Origin of the sequence: Streptomyces sp. Mut1 (assembly GCF_030719295.1) — a bacterium.
Classification (GTDB): domain Bacteria; phylum Actinomycetota; class Actinomycetes; order Streptomycetales; family Streptomycetaceae; genus Streptomyces; species Streptomyces castrisilvae.
Map to the genome: position 1 here is coordinate 6,375,743 of NZ_CP120997.1, position 25,164 is coordinate 6,400,906.

The 25,164-nt window shown below is 71.3% G+C and carries 24 protein-coding genes; 9 read left to right on the forward strand and 15 right to left on the reverse strand.

Going from position 1 to position 25,164, the window contains the following annotated elements; translation table 11 throughout:
* Positions 1-78: 78 nt before the first annotated feature.
* On the reverse strand, positions 79-2,247 hold the full coding sequence (gene glgX, locus P8A18_RS27730) for a glycogen debranching protein GlgX (RefSeq protein ID WP_306058794.1): 2,169 nt from the start codon (positions 2,245-2,247) through the stop codon (positions 79-81).
* Between the two features lie 390 nt (positions 2,248-2,637).
* Between glgX and P8A18_RS27735 the strand changes: the two genes are divergently transcribed.
* Positions 2,638-3,870, forward strand: coding sequence for a DUF5919 domain-containing protein (locus P8A18_RS27735; protein ID WP_026250217.1), 1,233 nt, complete (start codon positions 2,638-2,640; stop codon positions 3,868-3,870).
* Positions 3,871-3,938: 68 nt separating this feature from the next.
* Complete coding sequence (locus P8A18_RS27740; RefSeq protein ID WP_306058797.1) at positions 3,939-4,685, forward strand: 3'-5' exonuclease; 747 nt, start codon at positions 3,939-3,941, stop codon at positions 4,683-4,685.
* 94 nt (positions 4,686-4,779) lie between these two features.
* Here P8A18_RS27740 and P8A18_RS27745 read toward each other — a convergent pair whose 3' ends face one another.
* Complete coding sequence (locus P8A18_RS27745) at positions 4,780-5,646, reverse strand: phosphotransferase enzyme family protein (protein ID WP_306058799.1); 867 nt, start codon at positions 5,644-5,646, stop codon at positions 4,780-4,782.
* A gap of 126 nt (positions 5,647-5,772) precedes the next feature.
* On the opposite strand from P8A18_RS27745, the gene P8A18_RS27750 reads away from it, so the two are divergent.
* The 3 genes from P8A18_RS27750 to P8A18_RS27760 are packed head-to-tail and all read left to right on the forward strand — an operon-like array spanning position 5,773 to position 8,851.
* A complete protein-coding gene (locus P8A18_RS27750) occupies positions 5,773-6,723 on the forward strand; it encodes a carbohydrate ABC transporter permease (protein WP_306058801.1) in 951 nt (316 codons plus the stop codon).
* Positions 6,720-7,559, forward strand: coding sequence for a carbohydrate ABC transporter permease (locus P8A18_RS27755; RefSeq protein WP_306058804.1), 840 nt, complete (start codon positions 6,720-6,722; stop codon positions 7,557-7,559). The genes P8A18_RS27750 and P8A18_RS27755 overlap by 4 nt, the downstream gene beginning before the upstream one ends.
* On the forward strand, positions 7,559-8,851 hold the full coding sequence (locus P8A18_RS27760) for an ABC transporter substrate-binding protein (RefSeq protein WP_306058806.1): 1,293 nt from the start codon (positions 7,559-7,561) through the stop codon (positions 8,849-8,851). Before P8A18_RS27755 ends, P8A18_RS27760 begins: the two co-directional genes overlap by 1 nt.
* Positions 8,852-8,936: 85 nt before the next feature.
* On the opposite strand, the gene P8A18_RS27765 is transcribed toward P8A18_RS27760, so the two are convergent.
* Entirely contained in the window at positions 8,937-11,228 is a 2,292-nt protein-coding gene (locus P8A18_RS27765; protein WP_306058808.1) for an MMPL family transporter, read from the reverse strand.
* 359 nt (positions 11,229-11,587) lie between these two features.
* Here P8A18_RS27765 and P8A18_RS27770 point away from each other — a divergent pair, with 359 nt between their 5' ends.
* Together P8A18_RS27770 and P8A18_RS27775 are read left to right on the forward strand one after the other, a co-directional pair.
* Positions 11,588-12,790, forward strand: a complete 1,203-nt coding sequence (locus tag P8A18_RS27770) for a S8 family peptidase (RefSeq protein WP_306058810.1) — start codon at positions 11,588-11,590, stop codon at positions 12,788-12,790.
* A gap of 118 nt (positions 12,791-12,908) precedes the next feature.
* Positions 12,909-13,337 carry a nuclear transport factor 2 family protein gene (locus P8A18_RS27775; RefSeq protein WP_306058812.1) on the forward strand — a complete coding sequence of 143 codons (429 nt, stop codon included), beginning with the start codon at positions 12,909-12,911 and terminating at the stop codon, positions 13,335-13,337.
* On the opposite strand, the gene P8A18_RS27780 is transcribed toward P8A18_RS27775, so the two are convergent.
* Positions 13,282-14,118 carry an ABC transporter ATP-binding protein gene (locus P8A18_RS27780; protein WP_018554772.1) on the reverse strand — a complete coding sequence of 279 codons (837 nt, stop codon included), beginning with the start codon at positions 14,116-14,118 and terminating at the stop codon, positions 13,282-13,284. The two genes, P8A18_RS27775 and P8A18_RS27780, sit on opposite strands and share 56 nt — an antisense overlap.
* Before the next feature lie 138 nt (positions 14,119-14,256).
* Here P8A18_RS27780 and P8A18_RS27785 point away from each other — a divergent pair, with 138 nt between their 5' ends.
* Positions 14,257-14,838 carry a TIGR03086 family metal-binding protein gene (locus P8A18_RS27785; protein ID WP_306058815.1) on the forward strand — a complete coding sequence of 194 codons (582 nt, stop codon included), beginning with the start codon at positions 14,257-14,259 and terminating at the stop codon, positions 14,836-14,838.
* A 69-nt stretch (positions 14,839-14,907) separates the two neighbouring features.
* A complete protein-coding gene (locus P8A18_RS27790; RefSeq protein WP_306058817.1) occupies positions 14,908-15,540 on the forward strand; it encodes a mycothiol-dependent nitroreductase Rv2466c family protein in 633 nt (210 codons plus the stop codon).
* A 13-nt stretch (positions 15,541-15,553) separates the two neighbouring features.
* On the opposite strand, the gene P8A18_RS27795 is transcribed toward P8A18_RS27790, so the two are convergent.
* The 11 genes from P8A18_RS27795 to P8A18_RS34375 all read right to left on the reverse strand — a co-directional run bounded on the left by P8A18_RS27795 (position 15,554) and on the right by P8A18_RS34375 (position 25,038).
* Positions 15,554-16,312, reverse strand: a complete 759-nt coding sequence (locus P8A18_RS27795) for a sirohydrochlorin chelatase (RefSeq protein ID WP_306058819.1) — start codon at positions 16,310-16,312, stop codon at positions 15,554-15,556.
* A gap of 6 nt (positions 16,313-16,318) precedes the next feature.
* On the reverse strand, positions 16,319-17,242 hold the full coding sequence (locus P8A18_RS27800) for an ABC transporter permease (protein ID WP_306058821.1): 924 nt from the start codon (positions 17,240-17,242) through the stop codon (positions 16,319-16,321).
* On the reverse strand, positions 17,229-18,017 hold the full coding sequence (locus P8A18_RS27805) for an ABC transporter ATP-binding protein (RefSeq protein ID WP_306058823.1): 789 nt from the start codon (positions 18,015-18,017) through the stop codon (positions 17,229-17,231). Before P8A18_RS27805 ends, P8A18_RS27800 begins: the two co-directional genes overlap by 14 nt.
* Before the next feature lie 34 nt (positions 18,018-18,051).
* Positions 18,052-19,167: an aliphatic sulfonate ABC transporter substrate-binding protein gene (locus P8A18_RS27810; protein WP_306058825.1), complete on the reverse strand. Its 1,116-nt coding sequence runs from the start codon at positions 19,165-19,167 to the stop codon at positions 18,052-18,054.
* Between the two features lie 240 nt (positions 19,168-19,407).
* Positions 19,408-20,748: a sulfate adenylyltransferase subunit 1 gene (locus P8A18_RS27815; RefSeq protein ID WP_018554764.1), complete on the reverse strand. Its 1,341-nt coding sequence runs from the start codon at positions 20,746-20,748 to the stop codon at positions 19,408-19,410.
* A 1-nt stretch (position 20,749) separates the two neighbouring features.
* Positions 20,750-21,685 (reverse strand): sulfate adenylyltransferase subunit CysD, encoded by a 936-nt coding sequence (cysD, locus tag P8A18_RS27820; protein WP_306058827.1) that lies wholly within the window; start codon positions 21,683-21,685, stop codon positions 20,750-20,752.
* A complete protein-coding gene (gene cysC, locus P8A18_RS27825) occupies positions 21,682-22,251 on the reverse strand; it encodes an adenylyl-sulfate kinase (RefSeq protein ID WP_078622656.1) in 570 nt (189 codons plus the stop codon). The genes cysD and cysC overlap by 4 nt, the downstream gene beginning before the upstream one ends.
* Positions 22,251-22,967: a phosphoadenylyl-sulfate reductase gene (locus P8A18_RS27830; RefSeq protein ID WP_306058829.1), complete on the reverse strand. Its 717-nt coding sequence runs from the start codon at positions 22,965-22,967 to the stop codon at positions 22,251-22,253. The genes cysC and P8A18_RS27830 overlap by 1 nt, the downstream gene beginning before the upstream one ends.
* Positions 22,964-23,143 carry a hypothetical protein gene (locus tag P8A18_RS27835; protein WP_018554760.1) on the reverse strand — a complete coding sequence of 60 codons (180 nt, stop codon included), beginning with the start codon at positions 23,141-23,143 and terminating at the stop codon, positions 22,964-22,966. The genes P8A18_RS27830 and P8A18_RS27835 overlap by 4 nt, the downstream gene beginning before the upstream one ends.
* A complete protein-coding gene (locus tag P8A18_RS27840) occupies positions 23,140-24,837 on the reverse strand; it encodes a nitrite/sulfite reductase (protein WP_306058831.1) in 1,698 nt (565 codons plus the stop codon). Before P8A18_RS27840 ends, P8A18_RS27835 begins: the two co-directional genes overlap by 4 nt.
* Before the next feature lie 117 nt (positions 24,838-24,954).
* The gene (locus P8A18_RS34375) at positions 24,955-25,038 is read right to left on the reverse strand and encodes a putative leader peptide (protein WP_309474722.1); all 84 of its coding nucleotides are present in this window, start codon (positions 25,036-25,038) and stop codon (positions 24,955-24,957) included.
* Positions 25,039-25,164 lie beyond the last annotated feature (126 nt).

Below are 25,164 nucleotides of genomic sequence, written 5' to 3' on the forward strand. Positions count from 1 at the left end.
ACCCACATCCGGGCCGCCTGTGTCACCCCGTCGGGCACAAGGGCACGACGGGGTGACACCGGAGGTCCCGGCGGCCGCTCACGCGGGCCGTTGCAGCACCACCATGCTCCGCCCCACCAGCGTCACCCGATCGCCCGCCGCCACCTTCGGGCCCGCCCCGGTCAGTACCCCGGCCGGGCGGGCGGTGTCCACGACGGCGTGCCACTGCCGCCCGTGGTTGACCGGCACGGCGAATTCCAGGGTCTCGGCGCTCGCGTTGAACATCAGCAGGAAGGAGTCGTCGGAGATCCGCTCCCCGCGCGGGCCGGGCTCCGAGATGGCGTGCCCGTTCAGGAAGACCGTCAGTGCCTTGGCGTGCGCCGCCTGCCAGTCCCGCTGCGTCATCTCCTGGCCCTCGGGGGTGAACCAGGCGATGTCGGACAGTTCGTCGTGGGTGCCCTCCACCGGGCGGCCGTGGAAGAACCTGCGGCGCCGGAAGACCGGGTGGTCGCGGCGCAGCCACACCATGGCCCGGGTGAACTCCAGCAGACTGCTGCCCGGCGTGTCGCCGTCCTGTTCCCCGTCCGCCGCCTCGTCGTCGCCGTCCCGGGCCCCGGCCGGCACCGGCCAGTGCACCCACGACAGCTCGTTGTCCTGGCAGTAGGCGTTGTTGTTGCCGCGCTGGGTACGGCCGAACTCGTCGCCGTGGCTGAGCATGGGCACGCCCTGCGACAGCATCAGCGTGGCGATGAAGTTGCGCATCTGGCGCTCGCGCAGTTCCAGCACATCGGCCCGGTCCGTCTCGCCCTCGGCGCCGCAGTTCCAGGACCGGTTGTGGCTCTCGCCGTCCCGGTTGCCCTCGCCGTTGGCCTCGTTGCGCTTGTCGTTGTACGAGACCAGGTCGTGGAGGGTGAAACCGTCGTGGCAGGTGGTGAAGTTGATCGAGGCCAGCGGGCGCCGCCCGTCGTCCTGGTACAGGTCGGAGGACCCGGTCAGCCGCCCGGCGAACTCCGCCAGGGTCCTGGGCTCACCGCGCCACAGATCGCGGACCGTGTCCCGGTACTTGCCGTTCCACTCGGTCCACAGCGGCGGGAAGTTCCCCACCTGGTAGCCGCCCTCACCCACGTCCCACGGCTCGGCGATCAGCTTCACCTGGCTGACCACCGGGTCCTGCTGCACCAGGTCGAAGAACGACGACAGCCGGTCCACCTCGTGGAACTGACGGGCCAGCGTGGCCGCCAGGTCGAAGCGGAAGCCGTCCACATGCATCTCGGTCACCCAGTACCGCAACGAGTCCATGATCATCTGGAGCACGTGCGGCGAGCGCATGAGCAGGGAGTTCCCGGTCCCCGTGGTGTCCATGTAGTAGCGCTGGTCGTCGGTCAGCCGGTAGTACGAGGCGTTGTCCAGGCCCCGGAAGGAGAGCGTGGGGCCCAGATGGTTGCCCTCGGCCGTGTGGTTGTAGACCACGTCGAGGATGACCTCGATGCCCGCCTGGTGCAGGGCGCGCACGGCCTGCTTGAACTCCAGCACCTGTTCGCCCCGGTCGCCCCAGGAGGCGTAGGCGTTGTGCGGGGCGAAGAAGCCGATCGTGTTGTAGCCCCAGTAGTTGGCGAGCCCCGCGTCGGCCAGCCGGTGGTCCTGGACGAACTGGTGCACCGGCATCAGTTCGATGGCCGTGACGCCCAGCTCCGTCAGATGGGCGATGATCTCCGGATGCGCCAGCCCCGCGTACGTGCCGCGCAGCTCCTTCGGCAGCCCCGGGTGGAGCATCGTCAGACCCTTCACATGGGCCTCGTAGATCACCGTGCGGTGGTAGTCCGTACGGGGCCGCCGGTCGTCGCCCCAGTCGAAGTACGGGTTGACCACGACCGAGCTCATGGTGTGCGGCGCCGAGTCCAGGTCGTTGCGCGCGTCGGGCCTGCCGAAGGGGTAGCCGTACACCGCCTCGCCCCATTTGATCTGCCCGGACACCGCCCGCGCGTAGGGGTCCAGGAGCAGCTTGGCGGAGTTGCACCGGGTGCCCCGCTGCGGTTCGTACGGGCCGTGCACCCTGAATCCGTAGCGCTGACCCGGCATCACCCCGGGCAGGTACGCGTGACGGACGAAGGCATCGGTCTCTCTCAGTTCCACCGCCGTCTCGGAACCGTCGTCGTGCAGCAGGCACAACTCGATTCGGTGGGCGGCCTCCGAGAAGACCGCGAAGTTGGTCCCGGCGCCGTCGTACGTGGCACCGAGGGGGTACGCCTGTCCCGGCCAGACATGCATGGATTCGACTCTTCCAGTTCTGCTGCGGTCGCCTGGGGAATGCGGGCCACCTGGGCCAGATCTTCCCCGAAAGTCCGGCTTGTACCTAGGACCCGGCCGCCAAGCGGGGGCGGAGTCGCCGCGCGAGGGCCCGGCCCGGTCAACCTCGTGCCTCTCCGTGTCGCCCGGGAACGGCCTTCGGCCCTCCCTTGGTCGCCTCTGTCCGGTTTGAGCCCCCTGCTGGGGTGTTTAATCACTATGAATCCGCTCACTCCAGCCGAACACGGCAGCGGGAACAGGTTTGATTCCATGGGGAGTTGGTAAAGGAGCCTGCGCATCCGGCTGCACCGGCTCCCGCTCCCGGAGTACCCTTCCTTGATCGTTGGTGGGGGAGTGGAAGGCGGTGCGTGGGTGAGCTCGGGAGGGTTCGAGCTGCCCCCGGGTGACGCGGGTCACGAGGGGGATGTGGCCGATGTCCCGCCCGGGGCGGTCTCGCTGGCGCAGCCGCTGGAGATCGGCGCGGAACTGGACTGGGGCGCCGACGCCTGGAGCGAGGTGCGTACGCGCGCCCAGCGCGCCGGGCGGGCCTATATCTGGCTGAATCTGGTCGAACAGCGACTGCGTGCCGTGGTCGCGGCGGTGCTCCGGCCGATCTACGAGCCCGTCCACGGCGAGGACTGGGTGGTGGCCGCGGCGGGCCCCGCCGGGCAGGAGTGGGTGCAGCGCGCCGTCGCCGTGCGCGAGGTCTCCCGCCGCAAGGGCTATCTGCTCGACCCGGCCGACGACAACGTCCTGAGCTTCCTCACGCTGCCGCAGCTGCGCGAGCTGATGGTCCAGCACTGGCCGTGCTTCGAGCCCTACTTCGACGACCGCCGCGATGTCGAACTGGCGCTCGACGAGCTGGAGGTCGCGCGCAATGTGGTCTCCCGCAACCGCGCGCTCAACGAAGCGGTGCTCGCCCAGGCCGAGCGGGCCTCCGCCCGGCTCCTGGAGATGCTGGGCAGCGGCGCGGCCGTGCCCTCGTCCGACCGGCTCCCGGTCGACGCCGTCGAGGACCTGGTCGGCGACCGGTACGCGGACGTCGTCTCCGTCCACTCCGACCGGGTCCGCCTCCAGCGCCAGCTGCCCGCCGAGGACCTCTTCGGCGACGCCCGCCGGCTCGACGCGATCGGCATCGGACTCAACCTGCTGGTACAGAACTTCTCCGGCCGCCGGCTGATCCGGCTCGCCGAGTCGGGCTGCCGGATACGGCTGCTGTTCATCAACCCCGCCAGCAGCGCCGTCAAGCGCCGCGAGCGGGAGCTGGGCCTCAAGAAGGGCGAACTCAGCCGGTCGGTGGAGATGAACATCCTGCACATGCGGCGGGTCCGCTCCAAGCTCCGCGACCCGGGCGCCTTCGAGATCCACGTCTTCGACGAGACCCCGCGCTTCACCGCCTACCTGGTGGACGGCGACGGGGCCGACGCCGTGGGCGTCGTGCAGACCTATCTGCGCCGGGCGCGCGGTATGGAGGCGCCGGTGCTGGTGCTGCGCGGCGGCGGGCGTGCGGTGGTCCGGGCGGGGCAGGGGTACGAGCACGGGCTGTTCGAGACCTACCGCGAGGAGTTCGAGTCCGTGTGGACGGACTCCCGGCCGGTCTCCTGAACGAGCGTTGTCAGTGGCCCGTGCGAGGGTGGTCGTCATCCGGGGGAGCACCACGAAGGAGGTACGGGATGAGCTGGCACCGGCATGCGCTGGTCGGCTTCGATCTGGAGACGACGGGGACGGACCCGCTGGAGGCCCGCATCGTGACGGCCGCGGTGATCGCCGTGGACGGGCGGGACGGCGAGCCGGCCGACCGGCACAGCTGGCTGGCCGACCCGGGCATCCGCATCCCCGCCCAGGCGTCCGCGATCCACGGCATCAGCAGCGAGCGGGCCGCGGCGGAGGGCCGGCCGGCCCGTGAGGTCGCCGACGAGATCGCCGACACCCTGGCCGGCTACTGGCGCCGGGGCGTCCCGGTCGTCGCGTACAACGCGGCCTTCGATCTGACCCTGCTCACCGCCGAGTTGCGCCGCCACCGGCTGCCCTCGCTCAGCGACCGGCTCGGCGGCGCCCCCATCGGCCCCGTCATCGACCCGTACACCATCGACCGCGCCGTCGACCGCTACCGCAAGGGCAAGCGGAATCTGGAGGCCGTCTGCGTCGAGTACGGCGTGGTCCACGGCGGGGCGCACGACGCGACGGCGGACGCGCTGGCCGCGGTGCGGGTGGCGTACGCGATAGCCGGCCGGCACCCCTCGGTGGCCGAGCTGGACGCCGGCCGGCTCCACGAGCGCCAGATCGCCTGGTACGCGGAGTGGGCCGCCGACTTCCAGCGGTTCCTGCGCCGCAAGGGCACCGCCGACGCGGTGATCGACGGCCGCTGGCCGGTCCGCGAGCCGGTGCCGGCCGCGGAGACGATGCCGTCCGTCGGCTGAGGCGAAGCCGAGCCCGGCCGCATCCAGCCCGTCCGGCGTTCGAGGACACCCGCCCGGCCGCCCGACCGACCCCGCCCGGCGAGGGGCGAAACGCTCAGAAGGGATACCACCGCACCGCCGTGTCCCCGTCCCGCAGGGACGCCACACGCCGGCGGAATTCGGTGAGAGCCGCCGCGTTGGCCGGGGCATGCTGCGCGACCCACGCACAGCTCGCCGTCTCCCGCGCCCCGCGCAGCACCCCGCAGCCGTCCCACTCGCGCACGTCCCAGCCGTACGCCCGGGTGAACGCGTCATAGGCGTCGGCCGCCAGGCCGTACCGGTCGCGGGACAGGGCGAGGACCACCAGGTCGTGCTCGCGCAGATCCGAGGCGAAGGTCTCCAGGTCCACCAGGACCGGGCCTTCCGGACCGACATGGACGTTGCGCGCCAGCGCGTCGCCGTGGATCGGGCCCGGGGGCAGATGCGGGACGAGCCGCGCCGCCGCCGCGGCGAAGCCGTCGCGCCGCTCACGCAGATAGTCGGCGTCGGCCGGATCGATCGCGTCGCCCGCCAGGGTCAGCCAGCGCTCGACGCCCCCCAGCAGCTCCCGGCGGGGCAGGGCGAAGTCCGCCGGGGCGGGCAGCGCGTGCACGGCGGTGAGCAGCGGGGCCAGATCGCGCGGCTCGGCGGGGCGCACCGCCTCGGGCAGCCGGTGCCACAGGGTCACCGGGTGGCCCCCGACCAGCCGCGCCCCGGGTTCGGCGGCCCGCACGGCGGGGACGCCGCGGTCGGCGAGCCACCGGGCGACGGCCACCTCGCGCTCGGCCCGCTCCCGCAGCTCGGGGCTGCGCTCCGCGTCCCGGCCGACCTTGACGACGAGGTCGCCGGCCCCGAACACGGCGTTCTCGCCGAGCGCGAGCAGTTCGGCGTCACCGGAGAACCCGGCGGCGGTGAGCACCTCGCGCGCTTCCATCTCGTTCATGGATCCGATTTTCGCATCCGTGCAGGTTGTCTTGACGAACCGGCGGCCCGTCAGCACGATGACGGAGGCCACCTGAGCGGCCAGAACGGTGTGAAGCCGGTCGAATGACGCAAAGGGGGCGCATTCATGGCGTTGGCGAGTGCAACCGTGCGGTCCGGCCGGGACGGTCCGCCGCGCGGGCGTGGCACCGGGCGGTCCGCGCGCCCCGGCCGGGGCCCCGGCACCTGGTTCCTGGTGCTGCCCGCCCTCATCCCCATCCTGGTCCTGAGCGTCGGCCCGCTGCTCTACGGCATCGCGCTGGCCTTCACCGACTCCCAGTCGGGCCGCACCCGGTCCACCCAGTGGGTCGGCGCGCTGAACTTCCAGGACCTGCTGCACGACGGGCTGTTCTGGGAGTCGTTCCGGATCGGCCTGGTGTGGGCGGTCGGAGTGAGCGTCCCGCAGTTCGTACTCGCGCTCGGCCTCGCCCTGCTGCTCAACGAGAACCTGCGGATGCGCTGGCTCGCCCGCGCCCTGGCGATCATCCCGTGGGCGATGCCCGAGGTCGTCGTCGGCATCATGTGGCGGCTCGTCTACAACCCGGACGCCGGAATCCTCAACGAGACCATCCGCGACCTGGGCCTCGGTGACGGCCGGGACTGGCTGACCGGGCTCGCCACCGCCCTGCCCGCGGTGATCCTCGTCGGCGTCTGGGCCGGCATGCCGCAGACCACGGTCGCCCTGCTGGCCGGCCTCCAGAACACCCCGCAGGAACTCCACGAGGCCGCGGCCCTGGACGGGGCGGGTGCCTGGCGCCGGTTCAGGACCGTCACCTGGCCCGCCCTCAGACCGGTCGCGCTCTCCATCACCGCGCTCAACTTCATCTGGAACTTCAACTCCTTCGCCCTGGTCTACGTCCTGACCAACGGCGGTCCCGGCGGCCGCACCCGGCTGCCCATGCTCTTCGCGTACGAGGAGGCGTTCCGCTACGGGCAGTTCGGCTACGCCGCCGCGATGGGCTGTGTGATGGTCGCGGTGATCTCCGTGATCCTCGCCGTGTACCTCGCTGGCCGGCTCAGGGGAGGGGAGGACCGATGAGCATGCGCACCAAGCGGTCCGTGCGCGCCGGGCAGTACCTGGCGCTGCTGTGCTACCTGGTCTTCCTGGCGTTCCCGTTCCTGTGGCTGATCTCGACCGCCTTCAAACCCGCGCCGGAGCTGGGGTCGCTGCACCCGACCTGGATTCCCCAGCACCCGACGCTGGACAACTTCCGGCAGGCATTCGACGAGCAGCCGCTGCTGCGGGCCGCCGCCAACTCGCTGATAGCCGCGCTCTCGGCCGGGGCCATCGCCGTCGTCATCGCCACCCCGATGGCCTATGTGATGGCCCGCCACCGCACCCGGCTCGCCACGGCGGCCACCGGCTGGGTCGTGGTCAGCCAGGCGTTCCCCTTCGTCCTGCTGATCATTCCGCTCTTCCTGGTCCTCAAGCACCTGCACCTGATCAACACGCTGTGGGGGCTGATCATGGTGTACGTGGTGTGGGCGCTGCCCTTCGCGCTGTGGATGCTCGTCGGCTACGTACGGGCCGTGCCGCCCGAACTGGAGGAGGCGGCGGCGGTCGACGGGGCGGGCCGGCTGCGCACGCTGGTCTCGGTCACCGCCCCGCTGCTGGCCCCCGGCATCGTCGCCACGGCCCTCTTCGCGTTCATCACCGCGTGGAACGAGTTCTTCTTCGCCCTGGTCCTCCTCAAGACACCGGAGAAGCAGACCTTGCCGGTCGTACTGACACACTTCCTCGGCGCGGAGGGCGCCAGCGACCTCGGCCCGCTCGCCGCCGCCGCGTTCCTCGCGACCCTCCCCTCGCTCGTCCTGTTCGCCGTCATCCAGCGCCGGATCACCGGAGGCATGCTGGCCGGGGCGGTGAAGAGCTGATGCGCGCACTGGTACGCACGGCAGCGGCGGCGGCCACCGCGCTGGCCCTGCTGCTCACCGGCTGCGGCACGGGCGGCGACGGCGGCACGGACGGGAAGATCCGGCTCCGCTTCCAGTCGCTGGCCTGGCAGAAGGAGTCCGTCGACATCAACAAGCAGCTGGTCGGGGAGTGGAACGCGGCCCACCCCGACATCCAGGTGCAGTACGTCCAGGGCAGCTGGGACAGCGTCCACGACCAGCTCCTGACCTCCTTCGAGGGCGGCGAGGCGCCCGACGTCATCCACGACGCGTCCGACGACCTCGCCGACTTCGCGTACGGCGGCTACCTCGCCGACCTGCGCGCGCTCCTGCCGGACCGGCTGACCCGGGACATCCCCCGGCAGAGCTGGCGGACCGCCACCTTCGACGGCGGGGTCTACGGGGTGCCCTTCCTCCAGGAGCCCCGGGTCCTGATCGCCAACACCAGAATCCTCAAGGAGTCGGGGGTCCGAATCCCGACCCCCGAGAAGCCCTGGAGCTGGCCGGAGTTCCGGGAGGTGACCGAGGAGCTGACCGGTGAGGGCCGCTACGGGGTCGCCTGGCCGCTCAAGGAGCCGGTCTCCGTCACCCTCAACCTGGGCCTCTCGGCGGGCGGCGAACTCTTCCACCGGGACGCCGACGGGAAGGTGACGATCGCGATGGGGGAGGGCGACCAGGTGGTTCCCGGCACCATCCACGACCAGGTCAACACCGACCGCAGCGCGGCCCGTACCGCGCTCGGCATGGGCGGCGGCGACACCCTGCCCGGCTTCTTCGGCGGCAAGTACGCGATGGTGCCGCTCGGCTTCTCCTACCGCCAGCAGGTCGTCGAGCAGGCCCCGAAGGGCTTCGAGTGGACGGTGCTGCCCGCCCCCGCCGGCCGGGACGGCCTCGCCCAGGGGGTGAGCCCGCAGACCCTGTCCGTCGCCGAGGACAGCCCGCACAAGAAGGAGGCCGTCCGGTTCATCGACTTCCTGCTGCGGCCCGCCAACATGGTGCGCCTGGCCAAGGGCGACTGGATGCTGCCGACCGGCACCGAGGCGCTGGCCGACCCCGCGCTGCACACCGCGGACCGGGGCTGGGCGACCGGAGCCGCCCTCGCCGGAACGCTGCGCTCCGCACCGGCCCAGTCCGTGCGCGGCTACCCCGAGTGGAAGGACAAGGTCGCCACCCCCGCGCTCCAGGAGTACTACAGCGGGGCGATCGACGCCGCCGAGCTGAAGAAGCGTCTGGTGGCCGATGGCAACCGGGTCCTGGCCCGCTACCAGCGCTGAACGCGCCTGCCCTCCTCCCGGAGCTCGGGAGGAGGGCAGGCGCGTGCGCGCGGCCGGGGTCGGAGGGCGACCCGCTCCGGGCGGGTCAGACGCCGACCCGCTCCGGCTCCCCGCCACCGCGGACCGGCTCGGAGGCGTTCGGCACCTCGTCGTACGACTCGTCGTGGGTCATGTCCGGCAGCCACCGCAGCCACTTCGGGAAGTACCAGTTGCGCTCGCCCAGCAGGGCCATCGCGGCCGGCAGCAGAACCCCGCGGATGATCGTCGCGTCGATCAGCACGGCCGCTGCCAGGCCCACGCCCATCTGCTTCATGGACTGCATCGACAGCGTGCCGAAGATCGCGAACACGGCGACCATGATGACGGCCGCGCTGGTCACCACACCGGCCGTGGTGACCACGCCGTGAGCGATGGCGTCCCGGGTGGTACGGCCCTGGAGGCGCGCCTCACGGATCCGGGAGACCACGAACACGTGGTAGTCCATCGAGAGCCCGAAGAGGATCACGAAGAGGAAGAGCGGCAGCCAGGAGATGATCGCGCCGACCCCCTCCGCGCCCACCAGCGAGGCGCCCCAGCCGTGCTGGAAGATCGCGGTGAGGATGCCGTAGGCGGCGCCCACCGAGAGCAGGTTGAGGACGATCGAGGTGATCGCGACCGTCAGGGAACGGAAGCAGAGCAGCATCAGGAGGAAGGCGAAGACGACCACGAAGGCGAAGACCGGCACGACCGAGCCGACGATCTGGTCGTTGAAGTCCTTCGAACCGGCCACCTGACCGGTGATCGGCGCCTCGACCCCCGCGACCTTGCCGAGTGTCGCCGGGCGCACGGTGTCGCGCAGCAGGTCCAGGCTCTTGACGGCCCGGTCCTGGTCCGAGCCGCCGACCAGCGGTACGTCGATGACCGCGATGTTCTCCGCGTCGTGCGTCACGATGTCGACCGGGCCCTTCGAGGCGCCCGAGGCGACGGCCTGCCGGCGGAACTCCGCGAGCGCCTGGCGCACCGGAGCCGCGCCGATGTCGTCGGCCCTGACCACGACCCGCGCCGGGTCGGCGCCACCGGGGAACGCCTCGTTCAGCCGGTCGTAGGTCCGCACGATCGGCAGCGAGTCGCCGAACTCCTGGTCCAGGGTGAGGTTCTGGGTGTGCATGCCGAGCGCGGGCAGCGAGATCGCGGCGAGCGCGCCGGCGGCGACCACGAGAGCGGTCCAGGGCCGGCGGAGCACCACGGTGAGCACCGCGCGCCAGACCCGGCTCTCGTTGTCGGTGCCGTCCCGCCGGGAGCGCTTCAGGCGGGCCAGGAAGGGAACCCGGCCCTTCTCGACGCGCTCGCCGAGCAGCGAGAGCAGTGCGGGCAGCACGGTGACGGAGCCGGCCATGGCGACCGCGACGACCATCAGCGAGGCCAGCCCCATCGCCTCGAACTCGGCGATGCCGGTGAAGAGCATGCCCGCCATCGCGACACAGACCGTCACACCGGAGACGACGATGGCGCGTCCGCTGGTCGCGGCGGCGATCATCAGCGCGGTCCTGGCGTCCCGCCCCTTGGCCCGCTCCTCGCGCTCCCGGCGCAGATAGAACAGGCAGTAGTCGACGCCGACGGCCAGACCGACCAGCAGCATCACGGAGTTGGCGGTGTCGCTCATCGGCTGGAAGTGGCTCACCACGCCCATCAGACCCATGGTCGCCATGATCGCGGTGAGGGCCAGGGCGACCGGGAGCAGGGCGGCGACCAGCGCGCCGAAGGCGATGAGCAGGATGCCGAGCGCGACCGGCACGGCGGAGAACTCGGCCCGCTGGAAATCGCTGCCGAAGGCGTCGTCGAACGTCTTGCCCATGCTGGCGCCGCCGATCTCCTCGATCCGCAGCCCCTCGTGGGCACCGTCCACCTTCGCGACGGCCTTCAGCACCGGCTCGACACGCTCGCTCGCCGTCTCCGGGTCGCCGCGCATCTCGAACTGCACCAGCGCGCTGTGCTTGTCCGACGAGATGGTCCTGGTGGTGTACGGAGAGGTGACGGCGGTGACCTCACCGGTGGCCTGCACGGCCTCGATCACGTCGTCCACGGCCGACCGGAACTCCCGCGAGTCGGCGTCGACCGCGCCCTTGCCGTCGGACTGGATGAGCACGGTCTCGCCGGCCGGGTCCTTGAGCCCCGCGTCCTCGATGATCTGCACGGCCCGGCCCACCTCGCCGGACATCTGGTCGCTCTCCTTCACATCGACCCGGCCCGCCGCGGAGCCGAGCCCCATGGCCAGGACGACGAACAGCACCCAGATGGTCACCGCCGCCCAGCGGTGCCGTGCGCTCCAGCCGCCCGCGCGGGCCGCGACGCCCCGCACCCGTGGCGCCCGTGTGCGCGCCGAATCCACTGTCCCCATGACGGGCTTGCCCCCTTGTGACCGGCACCGGCCCACCGCCGTCGCCTCCCGATTTCGAAGGTAGGCGCGGAATAAAGGCTTCTCGTCATGCTCTCTGCGGAGCCGGGTGCGGCCCTTCTCCGTCTTGCGGACCGGTTGTGCCCCCGAGAAGGAGGATCGAAGCCCCTTACACGTAAAGGTGGTTGGCGTATCGGCACGCAGGTGAGGGCTTCTTGTGACGAAAGCTTGACGACTGCGTCAGAGCCGTATGAAGGTCTTGATCTGCGCGCGTCAATCGGTAAAGGTTTCGAACCAACCCCCGGAGAATTTCCGGCCGAGGGCCAATCCCCCCACAAAGAATGACGAGGAGATCCCTCTTCATGGCAATTCACAAGCGCGCACGCCGGTTCAAGCTGACCGCCGCCATCACCGCTGTCGCGGCCGCGGCCGGCGTCACCCTGCTGGGCAGCCCCATCGCCGGAGCGGCACCCGCTCCCGCCATGGGCAAGATCTACGGCGCCGACGCGGCGACCGCGGTCTCCGGCAGCTACATCGTGATGCTGGACCACAAGGCGGACAAGGCGGAGCTGGCCAAGGAGTACGGCGGCAAGCTGAACCGCAACTACAGCTCCGCCATCAACGGCTTCTCCGCCAGCGGCCTCACCGAGACCGAGGCCAAGCGGCTCGCCGCCGACCCGGCCGTCTCCAAGGTCGTCCAGAACAAGAAGTTCCACGTGGACGCCACGCAGTCCAACCCGCCGTCCTGGGGCCTGGACCGCATCGACCAGACCGAGACCGCCGGCGACAACGCCTACACCTACCCGGACAGCGCCGGCGAGGGTGTCACCGCGTACGTCATCGACACCGGGGTCCGCATCACGCACGAGGAGTTCGAGGGCCGCGCCAGCTACGGCTACGACGCCGTGGACGACGACGACGTCGCCGACGACGGCTACGGCCACGGCACCCACGTCGCCGGCACCATAGCCGGTGCGACCTACGGCGTCGCCAAGAACGCCAAGATCGTGGCCGTCCGGGTCCTGGACGACTCGGGCTCGGGCACCACCGAGCAGGTCATCGCCGGCATCGACTGGGTCACCGCGAACCACGAGGGCCCGTCCGTCGCCAACATGAGCCTCGGCGGCGGCGTGGACGAGGCGCTCGACGCGGCGGTCCAGGAATCCATCGCCTCCGGCGTCACCTACGGGGTCGCCGCCGGCAACGAGTCGGCCGACGCGAGCACGAGTTCCCCTGCGCGCGTCCCGGAGGCCATCACGGTCGCCTCGTCGACCGTGGACGACGAGCAGTCGTACTTCTCCAACTACGGCTCGCTCGTGGACCTCTACGCCCCGGGCTCGGACATCACCTCGGCGTGGAACGACAGCGACACCGGCACGGACACCATCTCCGGTACATCCATGGCGACCCCGCACGTCGTCGGTGCCGCCGCCGTCTACCTGTCCGAGCACCCGGACGCCACCCCGGACGAGGTCGCCACGGCCCTGACCGACGGCGCCACCCCGGACGCCATCAGCGACGCCACATCGGGCACCGCGAACAAGCTCCTGAAGATCGTCGAGTAACACGGCCCCACCGGCCGGCGGCCACCGCGCCCTCCCCCACGGGGCGCGGCGGCCGCATGCCCGGACCGGGCCCGCCTACGCTGGGCCGCATGACGACGAAACCGGGCGGGGGCGGGGCATGACCGAGCCGGCGGTGGGCGTGGCCGCGGCCATCGAGGGCGAGCTGCGGCTCCTGGACCCCGCGGTCCGGGCCTCCGCCGACCTCCTCGACCAGGTGCTGCACCCCGACTACCACGAGGTCGACACCACCGGCCGCCTCTGGGACCGGTCCACGGTCATCAACACGCTCACCTCGGGCCGGGCCCCCCGGCCGGGCCAGCTCACCGCCTCACGGATGCACGGCGTCCACCTCGCCGACGAGCTGGTCCACCTCACCTTCGACACCGAGGCCAGGGGCAGGCGCGCCCACCGCAGTTCGCTGTGGCGGCTCACCGAAGCGGGCTGGCTGCTCTTCTACCACCAGGCCACCCTCTTCGACGCCGCCCCCGACGTCAGCGACGGGGCGAGCGCCGGGCACGGGCCGTCCAGCGGCCGTCCGTCCGGGTGATGTGCACCGGGTGCCCGAAGCACTCGCTGACCCGGTCCGTGGTCAGCACCTCGTCCGCCTCCCCCGAGGCCAGGCACCGCCCGCCGCGCAGCAGCATCGCATGGGTGGTCGACGCGGGCAGCTCCTCCAGATGATGGGTGACCAGCACCGTCGCCAGCTCCGGATGCTCCTCGCGCAACGCGTCCAGACTGTCCAGCAGTTGCTCCCTGGCGGCCAGGTCGAGCCCGGTCGCCGGCTCGTCGAGCAGCAGCAGCCGCGGCTGCGGCATCAGCGCACGCGCGATCAGCGTCCGGCCCCGCTCGCCCTGCGAGAGTGCCGGCCAGCGCGACCCTGTCTTTCCGCCCATGCCCAGCATCGTCAGCAGCCGCTCCGCCCGCTCCCGCTGCCCCGGGCCGGGCGACCAGCGCGGCACCGGCTCGACCGAGTTCGTCAGGCCCGTCAGCACCACCTCGGCCACCGTCAGCGGCGACCGCAGCGGATGACGCGGATTGACATGGCCCAGCAGCGTCCGCAGCTCCCGCAGATCGACCCGCCCCAGCGTCCGGCCCAGCACCTCGACCGAACCCCGGGTCGGATGCGTGACCGCGCCGAGCAGCCCGAGCAGCGTGCTCTTGCCGGCTCCGTTGGCCCCGAGCAGCGCCCAGTGCTCCCCGCCGCGCACCGTGAGCGAGACCGAGTCGAGCAGGACGTTCCCGTCGCGTACGAGCGAGACCCCGTCGGCCCGGATGACCGGCACCGGGGCCGTGGCGACGGAGGGGGACAGGGGTGCGGTGGTGGTCACGTGCGGCTGCTCCTTCGTACGGGCGCGAGCGCCTTCCTGCGCACGGAAAGCCTATCCGTGTCCCGTACACCCTCCTCGCCCGCCTCCTGTCGCCTTTCTTCAATACCGCCCAGGCCCTGCCCGCCTACGTTGGTGTGCATGAAGAACGAGCACACCCACATGACCGAATGCGCCGCCGAGGCCGCCCGTGTGGCCCGGGGCGTCAGCGCCCGACAGCTGGAGGCGACCGCCACCCCCTGCGCGGACTGGGATCTCCGCACGCTCATCAATCACTGGGTCCTCTACACCTCGCACGGCATGGAGCACCGGGCCCGGCGCACGGAGCTTCCCGAGGAGCTCGTGGCCCGCGACTTCACCGCCGACGCCGACTGGGCCGAGCGGTACGCCGACCAGCTGGAGCGGGCCGTCGCCGCCTGGTCCGACCCGGCCGTCTGGGAGGGCACCATCGGCACCGGCGAGTCCGCGTCCCCGGCCGCCGACACCGCGGCCATGCTCATCGAGGAGATTGCCCTGCACGGCTGGGACGTGGCCCGCGCCACCGGCCAGGAGTTCCGGCTCTCCGACGAGGCAGCCGCCCACGTGCTGGGGACCGTCGAGAAGACCGCCGCGCTCTACCGCCGCTACGAGGGATTCACCGACGAGGTGGAGGTCCCGGGAGCCACCGGGTTCACCCGCGCCCTGGCCCTGAGCGGACGCGACCCGCAGTGGACCGCGGGCTGAAAGTGGCCCAGTCCACGGGGTGCCGAATGGCCCGGGGGAGTGCGCCACCGGCTGGCTAGGCTCACCACCATGAGCACCCACCGCACCCCGGAACAGGGCAGGCCCGTCGTCGACTTCTACTTCGACCCGGCCTGCCCGTTCGCCTGGATCACCTCCCGCTGGATGCTGGAGGTCGAGCAGCACCGCGACATCGAGCTCCGCTTCCACGTCATGAGCCTCTACCTGCACAACACCGGCAACGAACTCCCCGACTGGTACCGCGACCTGGTCGACCGGTCGACCGGCCCCGTACGGGTCGCCGCCGCCGCGGCCGACGAGCACGGCGAGGAGGTCCTGCGCGACCTGTACACGGCCCTCGGCAGCCGTATCCACCAGCGGAAGAACGAGGACTTCGACGAGGTCGTCGCCCAGTCCCTCGCCGAACTGGGCCTGCCCGCACGGCTCGCGGAGGCCGCGCACAGCGAGGCGTACGACGAGGCCGTGCGGCGCAGCCACGAGGCGGGCCAGGACCCGGAGGCGGGCGGATACGTCGGCACGCCCACCATCCACGTGGACGGGACGGTCTGGTTCGGCCCGGTGCTGCGGGCGATCCCGCGCGGCGAGGAGGCGGCCCGGCTGTTCGACAGCTTCCGGGTGCTCGCCGGACACGGGGACTTCTTCGAGCTCAAGCGCACCCGCACGGGCGGCATCGACGTGGGCTGAGCCCCCCGGCAGCTCAGGCGCTGAGCGGGACCGGGCGCGCGGACCGCGCACGGGCCGCGTCGTACCGGTCCAGCAGCAGCCGGGCCAGCTCGGGCGCCGGCCCCAGCACCCCGGCCAGCACATCGGCGCCGGCCTCGGCCGCCCCCGCTGCGATGCGGTCCGGGAGACGGCCGGGCGCGATCACGTACGGGGCGACCGCCACCCGGCGCACGCCGTCGGCCCGCAGGGCCCGTACCGCGTCCTCGGTACGGGGCTGTGATGCGGAGGCGAACGCAGGCCGCACGGAACACCAACCGGTGTGCCGCAGCTCCCGCGCGATTTCAGCGATCACTGCGATCGCCTCCGGGTCGGATGAGCCCGCCGAGGCCAGGACGAGCCCGGTCGAGCCACGGTCGCCGGGGCGGACCCCGGCCTCGTACAGCCGCCGTTCCAGAGCGGCGTTCAGCAGCGGCGACGGGCCGAGCACCTCGGCCTGCCGCACCCGCAGCCGGGGCAGCGCCGCGCGGGCCTCCCGCAGCACCGCCGGGATGTCCGACTTGGCGTGGAAGGCCCGGGTGAGCAGCAGCGGCAGCGCGACCACCTCGTCCGCCCCCTCGGCGGTCAGCCGCTCCAGGACCCGCGGCACCGAGGGCGCGTTGAAGTCCAGGAACCCGGTCTCCACGCGCAGCCCCGGCCGCAGCGCCCGTACCCGCGAGGTCAGCGCGTGCACGGTCGCGGCGTGCCGCGGGTCACGGCTGCCGTGGGCGATGACGAGGAGGACCGGAGAGGACATGAGCGCTCAGTTCTTGACGAGGAGACCGCGGCTGCGCAGCACCCACCGCTCCAGCGGACTGAAGATCAGCAGGTCGATCGCGATGCCGACGAACAGGATCAGGATGATGGCGAGGAAGATCCCCGGCATGTCCGCGTTGTTGCGGCCGTTCTCCAGCAACTGGCCGAGCCCGAGGCCCAGGTCCGGCGACGAGGCGATGATCTCGGCGGCCATCAGCGAACGCCAGGAGAACGCCCAGCCCTGCTTGAGACCGGCCAGGTAGCCAGGCAGGGCGGCCGGCATGACGATCAGCCAGGTGCCGCGCAGCCCGGTCGCACCCAGGGTCCGGCCCGCCCGCAGGAAGAGCGGCGGCACCTGGTCGACGCCGGAGACCAGCCCGTTGGCGATCGAGGGCACCGCGCCCAGCAGGATGACCGCGAACATCATCGAGTCGTTCAGGCCGAGCCAGATCACGGCGGGCGCCACCCACGCCACGGAGGGCAGGGACTGGAGCCCGGACAGGATCGGGCCGATCGCCGCCCGGACGAACTTCACCCGGGCCACCAGCAGGCCGAGCGGGGTGCCGATGGCGACGGAGAGCAGGAAGCCCAGCAGACCGCGCGAGACGCTGGTCCACACCACCTCCAGCAGTGTCCCCTGCCGCCACATGTCGCCCACGCTGTCCCAGACCGCCAGCGGCGAGGGCAGCTTGTAGTCCTCGGTCACCTCGGCCCAGACCAGCACCTGCCACACGAGCAGGACCAGGACCACCGCCAGCAGCGGCGGCAGGACCTTGCGCAGCAGGACCTCGCGCACCGGGGTGCGCTGCACCTGCACCGCGTCCAGGGCGTCGAGACCGGCCTCAAGACCGGCCAGGTCGTCCGGCTTTCCCGTACCGGGCCCGCTCCCGCCGGACCCCGCCTTGTCCGACTCGATGTCAGTGCTGGCCATGACGGCGGATCTCCCCACGCAGTTGTTCGGTGATCTCGACGGACAGTTCCGCCACCGAGGTGTCCTCGATGCGGCGGGGCTGCTCGATGTCGACCGTCCACTCACGGGCGATCCGGCCGGGGCGGGACGAGAGCAGCACCACGCGCTCGGCGAGCCGGACGGCCTCGCGCACGTTGTGCGTGACGAAGAGGACCGACACATCGGTCTCGCGCCAGATCCGGGTCAGCTCGTCGTGCAGCACATCGCGGGTGATGGCGTCGAGCGCGGCGAACGGCTCGTCCATCAGCAGCAGTTGGCTGTCCTGGGCGAGCGCGCGGGCCATCGCCACGCGCTGCCGCATACCGCCGGAGAGCTCGTGCACCCGCTTGCCGTACGCCCCGCCCAGGCGCACCAGCTCCAGCAGCCGCTCCGCCTCCGGGCGGCGCTGCGGCTTCGGCACGCCGCGCAGGCGCAGCGCGAGTTCGATGTTCTTGCCCGCGGTCAGCCACGGGAAGAGGGCGTGCTCCTGGAACATCAGGGCCGGCCGGCCGCCGGGGGTCTCGATGGTCCCCCCGGTCGGCCGGTCGAGTCCGGCCACCAGGTTGAGCAGCGTCGACTTGCCGCATCCGGAGGCCCCCAGAAGGGTGACGAACTCGCCCGGGGCGACATCGAGAGTGATGTCGTCCAGGACCAGCTGCGCTCCCGCGGGCCCGGTGAAGGACTTCGAGACATGTGCGAGACGAGCGGCGTGCCCGACCGCGACACGGTCCTCGGCCTTGGTGAGGGTGTTCGCCATGGTCGTCACCTCCTGGGAGTCTTCGGGCGGCTGGTTACTTGACGCCGAGACCGGCGTCGTCGGCCTCGGGCTTGCCCGCGGCCTTGAGGATCTTGTTCAGGGGCTTCAGGTCGTAGATGCCCTTGAGGTCGGGCTCCTCCAGCAGACCGGCCTTCACCGCGTGCTGGGCCTGCGCGTCGAGCGTGGCGGCCAGCGGGTCGTCGGTGATCAGGATCGACTTCCACGCCGGGTCGATCACCTCGGCCGGAAGCTCCTTGCCGGTGAGCTTCTTCAGCGCGGCGTTGGCGGACTCCTTCGCCTTGTCCGGGTTGGCGTTGATCCACGCGTTGGTGGTGACCGAGCCGCGCAGCACGGCCTCGACGACGTCCGGGTGCTCCTTGAGGAACTTCTGCGACACGATGATGTTGGTGATCACGAACTTGTCGTCCGGCCACAGCGTCGACTCGTCGAGCAGTTCCTTCGCACCGTCGGCGACCAGCTTGGACGCGGTCGGCTCGGGGACCCAGGCGCCGTCGATGGAACCGGACTTGTAGGCGTCCGGGGTCACCTTGTTGTCCGTACGGACGACGGAGACGTCACCCTTGCCGCTCTGGGCGTCGACCTTCCAGCCCTTCTCGGAGATCCAGTTGAGGAAGGCCACGTCCTGGGTGTTGCCGAGCTGGGGGGTGGCGATCTTCTTGCCCTTGAGGTCGTCCAGGGTCTTGATCTTCTTCGGGTTCACGACGAGCTTGACGCCACCGGAGGCCGAACCGCCGATGATCCGCAGGTTCTTGCCCTTGGACTTCGTGTAGCCGTTGATGGACGGCGAGGGGCCGATGAAGCCGATGTCGATCGAGTTGGCGTTCAGCGCCTCGATCTCGGACGGACCGGCGTTGAAGGTGGCGGTCTTGAGCTGGGTGCCGCCCAGTTCCTTCTGGAACAGACCCTCCTGGTCGCCCACGAGCGCGGTGGCGTGCGTGAGGTTCGGGAAGTACCCGACGCGCACGGTGTCGACGGAGAGCTTCTTCCCGTCGGTGGCGGTGTTCGCCTTCTTGGCGTCGTCGTCCGTGGACTCGGATCCGTAGCCGCAGGCCGTCAGGGCCACGGCCAGCAGGGGCAGGGCGGCGACGGCGGCGATGCTGCGGCGCAGGGTGGTACGGGTGGCAGGCACGGGAGGCTTTCCCCTCGTTGGCCCGGTGCTCACGTCCCCCGGAACGGGGGCACGGCCGGGCAGTCGGCAGGTCTTCGTCTGAACGGGCGGTGCTGGCGGTGCTGGTGGTGCTGCCGGGCGCGCAGGCAGTGCGCGTACGTCATCGCGCACATCGCGCCACCCCGCCCTGCCCGCTGCCGAGGGCGCCGCTGCCGACGCGGCCGCCCTCCTTCGCGAAGGTCGAGAAGATGTCGATACCCATCAGAAGTCCCATTCGGCGTCGTCGTCCGCCGCGGGCGGTTCCTCGGCCGCGGCGAACGAGGCGCCCGCCATGCCCGCCGACAGCGTGGTGCCGTCCGCCGGGTCGATCAGGAGGAACGAGCCGGTGCGGCGCGAGTCGGCGTAGGCGTCGAGCGCGAGCGGCTCGGCGGTACGGACCACGACCCGGCCGATGTCGTTGGCGACGAGCTGTCCCGGGGCCGGGTGCTGCGAGAGGTCGTCCAGGGTCAGCCGCGAGGGGATGTCCTTGACGATCGCCTTGACCGTGCGGGTGGTGTGCTTGAGCAGTACCCGCCGGCCCACGGTGAGCGGCTGGTCCGCGACGTGGCAGACGGTCGCCTCGACGTCCTGCGTGACGGCCGGGGCGTCGCCCACCGGGGCGATGAGGTCGCCGCGCGAGACGTCGATGTCGTCGGCCAGCCGCAGGGTCACCGACTGGGGCGCCCAGGCGATGTCCACACTGTCCCCGAGCAGGTCGATGCCCGCGATCGTGGAGGTGCGGCCCGAGGGCAGTACGGTGACGGGCTCGCCGACCCGGAAGACGCCGGCGGCGATCTGGCCCGCGTAGCCCCGGTAGTCCGGGTGCTCGGCGGTCTGCGGCCGGATCACGTACTGGACGGGGAAGCGGGCGTGGCAGCCGGTGAGGTCGTGGCTGACCGGGACCGTCTCCAGGTGTTCGAGGACGGTCGGACCGCCGTACCAGTCCATGTGCGCGGAGGGTTCCACGACGTTGTCGCCGGCCAGCGCGGAGATCGGGATCGTGGTGATCTCGGGGACGCCGAGGGAGGCCGCGTACGCGGTGAACTCCTCGGCTATCGCGGCGAACACCGGCTCCGCGTAGTCCACCAGGTCCATCTTGTTGACGGCCAGCACCACGTGCGGGACGCGCAGCAGGGCGGCGACCGCGGCGTGCCGGCGGGTCTGCTCGACCACCCCGTTGCGGGCGTCGACCAGGACGACGGCCAGCTCGGCCGTGGAGGCGCCGGTGACCATGTTGCGGGTGTACTGCACATGGCCGGGGGTGTCGGCGAGGATGAACCGGCGCCGGGGCGTCGCGAAGTAGCGGTAGGCGACGTCGATGGTGATGCCCTGCTCGCGCTCGGCGCGCAGCCCGTCGGTCAGCAGCGCCAGGTCCGGCGCCTCCTGGCCGCGGTTGCGCGAGGCGTGCTCGACGGCCTCCAGCTGGTCGGTGAGGACCGACTTGGAGTCGTGCAGCAGGCGTCCCACGAGGGTGGACTTGCCGTCGTCGACCGACCCCGCGGTGGCGAACCGCAGCAGGGTGGTGGCCGCGAGCAGCTCGGCCGACTGGGTGGACGTGGTCATCTTAGAAGTACCCCTCGCGCTTGCGGTCTTCCATCGCGGCCTCGGACATCTTGTCGTCGGCGCGGGTGGCACCCCGTTCGGTGAGCCGGGAAGCGGCGATCTCGGTGATCACGGCGTCCAGCGTGGTGGCGTCGGAGTCGACGGCGCCCGTGCAGGACATGTCGCCGACCGTGCGGTAGCGCACCTGACGGGTCTCGGTGCTCTCGTGCTCCTTGGGGCCGCCCCAGTCGCCGGCGGTCAGCCACATGCCGGAGCGGTTGAAGACCTCGCGCTCGTGGGCGAAGTAGATCGCCGGGAGCTCGATCCGCTCGCGCTGGATGTACTGCCAGACGTCCAGCTCGGTCCAGTTGGAGATCGGGAAGACCCGGACGTGCTCACCGGGGGCGTGCCGGCCGTTGTACAGCTGCCACAGCTCGGGGCGCTGGCGGCGCGGGTCCCACTGGGAGAACTCGTCGCGCAGCGAGAAGACCCGCTCCTTGGCGCGCGCCTTCTCCTCGTCGCGCCGCCCGCCGCCGAACACCGCGTCGAAGCGGTGCTGCTGGATCGCCTCGGTCAGCGGCACGGTCTGCAAGGGGTTGCGGGTGCCGTCGGGGCGCTCGCGGAGCTTTCCGGCGTCGATGTACTCCTGGACGGAGGCGACGTGCAGCCGCAGCCCGTGCTCGGCGACCGTGCGGTCGCGGTACTCCAGGACCTCGGGGAAGTTGTGCCCGGTGTCCACGTGCAGCAGGGCGAACGGCACCGGCGCGGGCGCGAACGCCTTGAGCGCCAGGTGCAGCATCAGGATCGAGTCCTTGCCGCCGGAGAAGAGGATCACCGGCCGCTCGAACTCGCCCGCCACCTCGCGGAAGATGTGCACCGCCTCGGACTCCAGCGAGTCCAGGTGGCTGAGTGCGTACGGATAGCCGGTGTCTTCCGACACAGTCGCGACGGTCGTCACGCTGCACCCCTCTCGCTCAGCAGCGCGTAAAGCTCCGCTGCGGACTCCTGCACGGTCTGCCGGTGCGACTCGATCCGCAGATCGGGCGACTCGGGCGCCTCGTAGGGGTCGTCCACCCCGGTGAGCCCGCTGATCTCGCCCGCCGCCTGCTTGGCGTACAGCCCCTTCACATCGCGCTCCGAGCACACCTCGACCGGAGTGGCGACGTGCACCTCCAGATACGCGGTGCCCTCGGCCCGGTGGCGTCCGCGGACCGCGTCGCGGCTGTCCGCGTACGGGGCGATGACCGGGACCAGCACCTTCACGCCGTTGGCCGCCAGCAGTTCGGCGACGAAGCCGATCCGCTGGACGTTGGTGTGCCGGTCCTCGCGCGAGAAGCCGAGGCCCGCCGAGAGGAACTCGCGGATCTCGTCGCCGTCGAGCACCTCCACCCGGTGGCCCTCGCCGCGCAGCCGCCCGGCGAGTTCGTAGGCGATGGTGGTCTTGCCGGCGCTCGGCAGACCGGTCAGCCAGACGGTGGCTCCCGTCTCCGTCACGCTCATCGAAGTCTCCTGATCAGTCGTCATCAGCCGTGCAGCCCGCACTCGGTCTTGCCGCGCCCGGCCCAGCGTCCGGCCCGCGCGTCCTCGCCCTCCAGCACCCGCCGGGTGCAGGGCGCGCAGCCCACGGAGGCGTAACCGTCCATCAGCAGCGGGTTGGTGAGCACACCGTGCTCGGCGACGTACGCGTCGACGTCGTCCTGGGTCCAGCGGGCGATCGGCGAGACCTTCACCTTGCGCCGCTTCTCGTCCCAGCCGACGACGGGGGTGTTCGCCCGGGTGGGGGACTCGTCGCGGCGCAGCCCGGTCGCCCAGGCCGTGTACGAGGTCAGGCCCTCCTCCAGCGGCTGGACCTTGCGCAGCTTGCAGCAGAGGTCGGGGTCGCGGTCGTGCAGCTTCGGCCCGTACTCGGCGTCCTGCTCGGCCACGGTCCGGCGCGGGGTCAGCGTGATGACGTTGACGTCCATCACGGCGTCCACCGCGTCCCGGGTCCCGATGGTCTCCTCGAAGTGGTAGCCGGTGTCGAGGAACACCACGTCGACCCCGGGCCGCACCCGGGAGGCGAGGTGGGCGACGACCGCGTCCTCCATGGAGGAGGTGACGCAGAACCGGGTCCCGAACGTCTCGGTCGCCCACCGGAGGATGTCGGACGCGGAGGCGTCCTCCAGCTCGCGTCCGGCCTGCTCGGCGAGCTCCCTCAGGCTCTCGTCGGTGAGCGCGCCGATCTCCTGATCGACCGTCATATTCCGTCCCCTCCCGCGTCGTTGGACTTCAGTCCCCGGCTCAGCAGCCCCAGGAACTTCAGCTGGAACGCCCGGTTGCAGGAGGCGCATTCCCATGCCCCGTGCCCCGCCTCGTGCGGGCGCAGGTCCTCGTCACCGCAGTAGGGGCAGTGGAAGGGCGCGGCGCGCTCGCTCATGACAGGGACTCCGCACTGGCGCGGGCCGCCCAGGTGGCGAAGCGCTCGTTCTCCTCGCGCTCCTCCAGGTAGTGGCCGATGACCCGCTCGACGTAGTCGGGCAGCTCCTCGGACGTGACCTTCAGTCCGCGCACCTTGCGGCCGAACCCGGCGTCCAGCCCGAGCGCCCCGCCGAGGTGCACCTGGAAGCCCTCGACCGAGTTTCCGTCGGCGTCGAGCATGAGCTGGCCCTTGAGGCCGATGTCCGCCGTCTGGATGCGGGCGCAGGCGTTGGGGCAGCCGTTGATGTTGATGGTGAGCGGCTCGTCGAAGTCCGGGAGCCTGCGCTCCAGTTCCTCGATGAGGGAGGCGCCGCGGCCCTTGGTGTCGACGATCGCCAGCTTGCAGAACTCGATGCCGGTGCAGGCCATCGTGCCCCGCCGGAACGTCGAGGGCTTCACCTGGAGACCCAGCGCCTCCAGGCCGGCGGAGAGCGAGTCGACGCGGTCCTGCTCCACGTCGAGGATGATCATCTTCTGCTCCACCGTGGTCCGCACCCGGTGGGAGCCGTGCTCCTCGGCCAGCTCGGCGATCTTGGTGAGGGCGGTGCCGTCCAGCCGGCCGACACGGGGGGCGAAGCCCACGTAGAACCGGCCGTCCCGCTGCGGGTGCACCCCCACGTGGTCGCGCCAGCGCGAGACCGGCTCCTCGGGGGCGGGGCCGTCGAGCAGCGGGCGCCGCAGGAACTCGTCCTCCAGCACCTGGCGGAACTTGGCGACACCCCAGTCGGCGACCAGGAACTTCAGCCGGGCGCGGTTGCGCAGCCGCCGGTAGCCGTAGTCGCGGAAGAGGCTGGTGACCGCCGCCCAGACGTCGGGGACCTCGTCCAACGGCACCCAGGCGCCCAGGCGTTCGGCCAGCCGGGGATTGGTGGAGAGCCCGCCGCCGACCCAGAGGTCGAAGCCGGGGCCGTGCTCGGGGTGCACGACACCGACGAACGAGATGTCGTTGATCTCGTGGACGACGTCCTGCACGGGGGAGCCGGAGATGGCGGTCTTGAACTTGCGGGGCAGGTTGGAGAATTCCTTGCTGCCGATGTGGCGGGCGTGGATCTCCTCCAGGGCCGGGGTGCCGTCGATGATCTCGTCGGCGGCGATCCCTGCCACCGGCGAACCGATCATCGTGCGCGGGCAGTCGCCGCACGCCTCGGTGGTGGAGAGCCCGACGGCCTCCAGCTTCTCCCAGATCGCGGGCACGTCCTCGATCCGCACCCAGTGCATCTGCACGTTCTGCCGGTCGGTGATGTCGGCGGAGCCACGGGCGTACTGCTGTGACACCTCACCGATGGCGCGCAGCTGAGCGGTGGTCAGACGGCCGCCGTCGATGCGGGTGCGCATCATGAAGAACTTGTCCTCGAGCTCCTCCGGCTCCAGGGCCCCGGTCTTGCCGCCGTCGATCCCGGGCTTGCGCTGGGTGTACAGCCCCCACCAGCGCATGCGTCCGCGCAGGTCGTTGGGGTCGATCGAGTCGAACCCGCGCTTGGAGTAGATCGTCTCAATGCGTGTCCGCACATTGAGACTGTCGTCGTCCTTCTTGAGCTGCTCGTTCCCGTTGAGAGGCGTGTGGTGTCCCATGGCCCACTGGCCCTCACCACGATGGCGCCCGACCTTGCGGCGGGGCGTCGCGGTAGCGGTTTTCTCCGGGCTGGAGGCCATGGCAAATACGTCCTTCGGGACTGCAGGAGGGCGGCTCTGAACTGCACACTCGCGTCTGGCGCGGCGGTGCGCAGGGCTGAACTGAAGCAAAGGGGGATCTCGGCGGTGCTGGGACTCTCAGCTCACCGGACAGATGGCGCTGGACATGCGGCCGAGGTCGACGTGGCGTCGACTCACCAAGGCAATTCCAGTTCCGGACATGACGGAAGCGTGTCATGGGGATCTCTGGGCAGTCCACCACTATCCATGATGTGGACGAGACTGTCCCGGTGGGTGAGACGATGTGGCGCCCGTCACGCGAGTGACGGGCGCCGGGGCGGAGCGTAA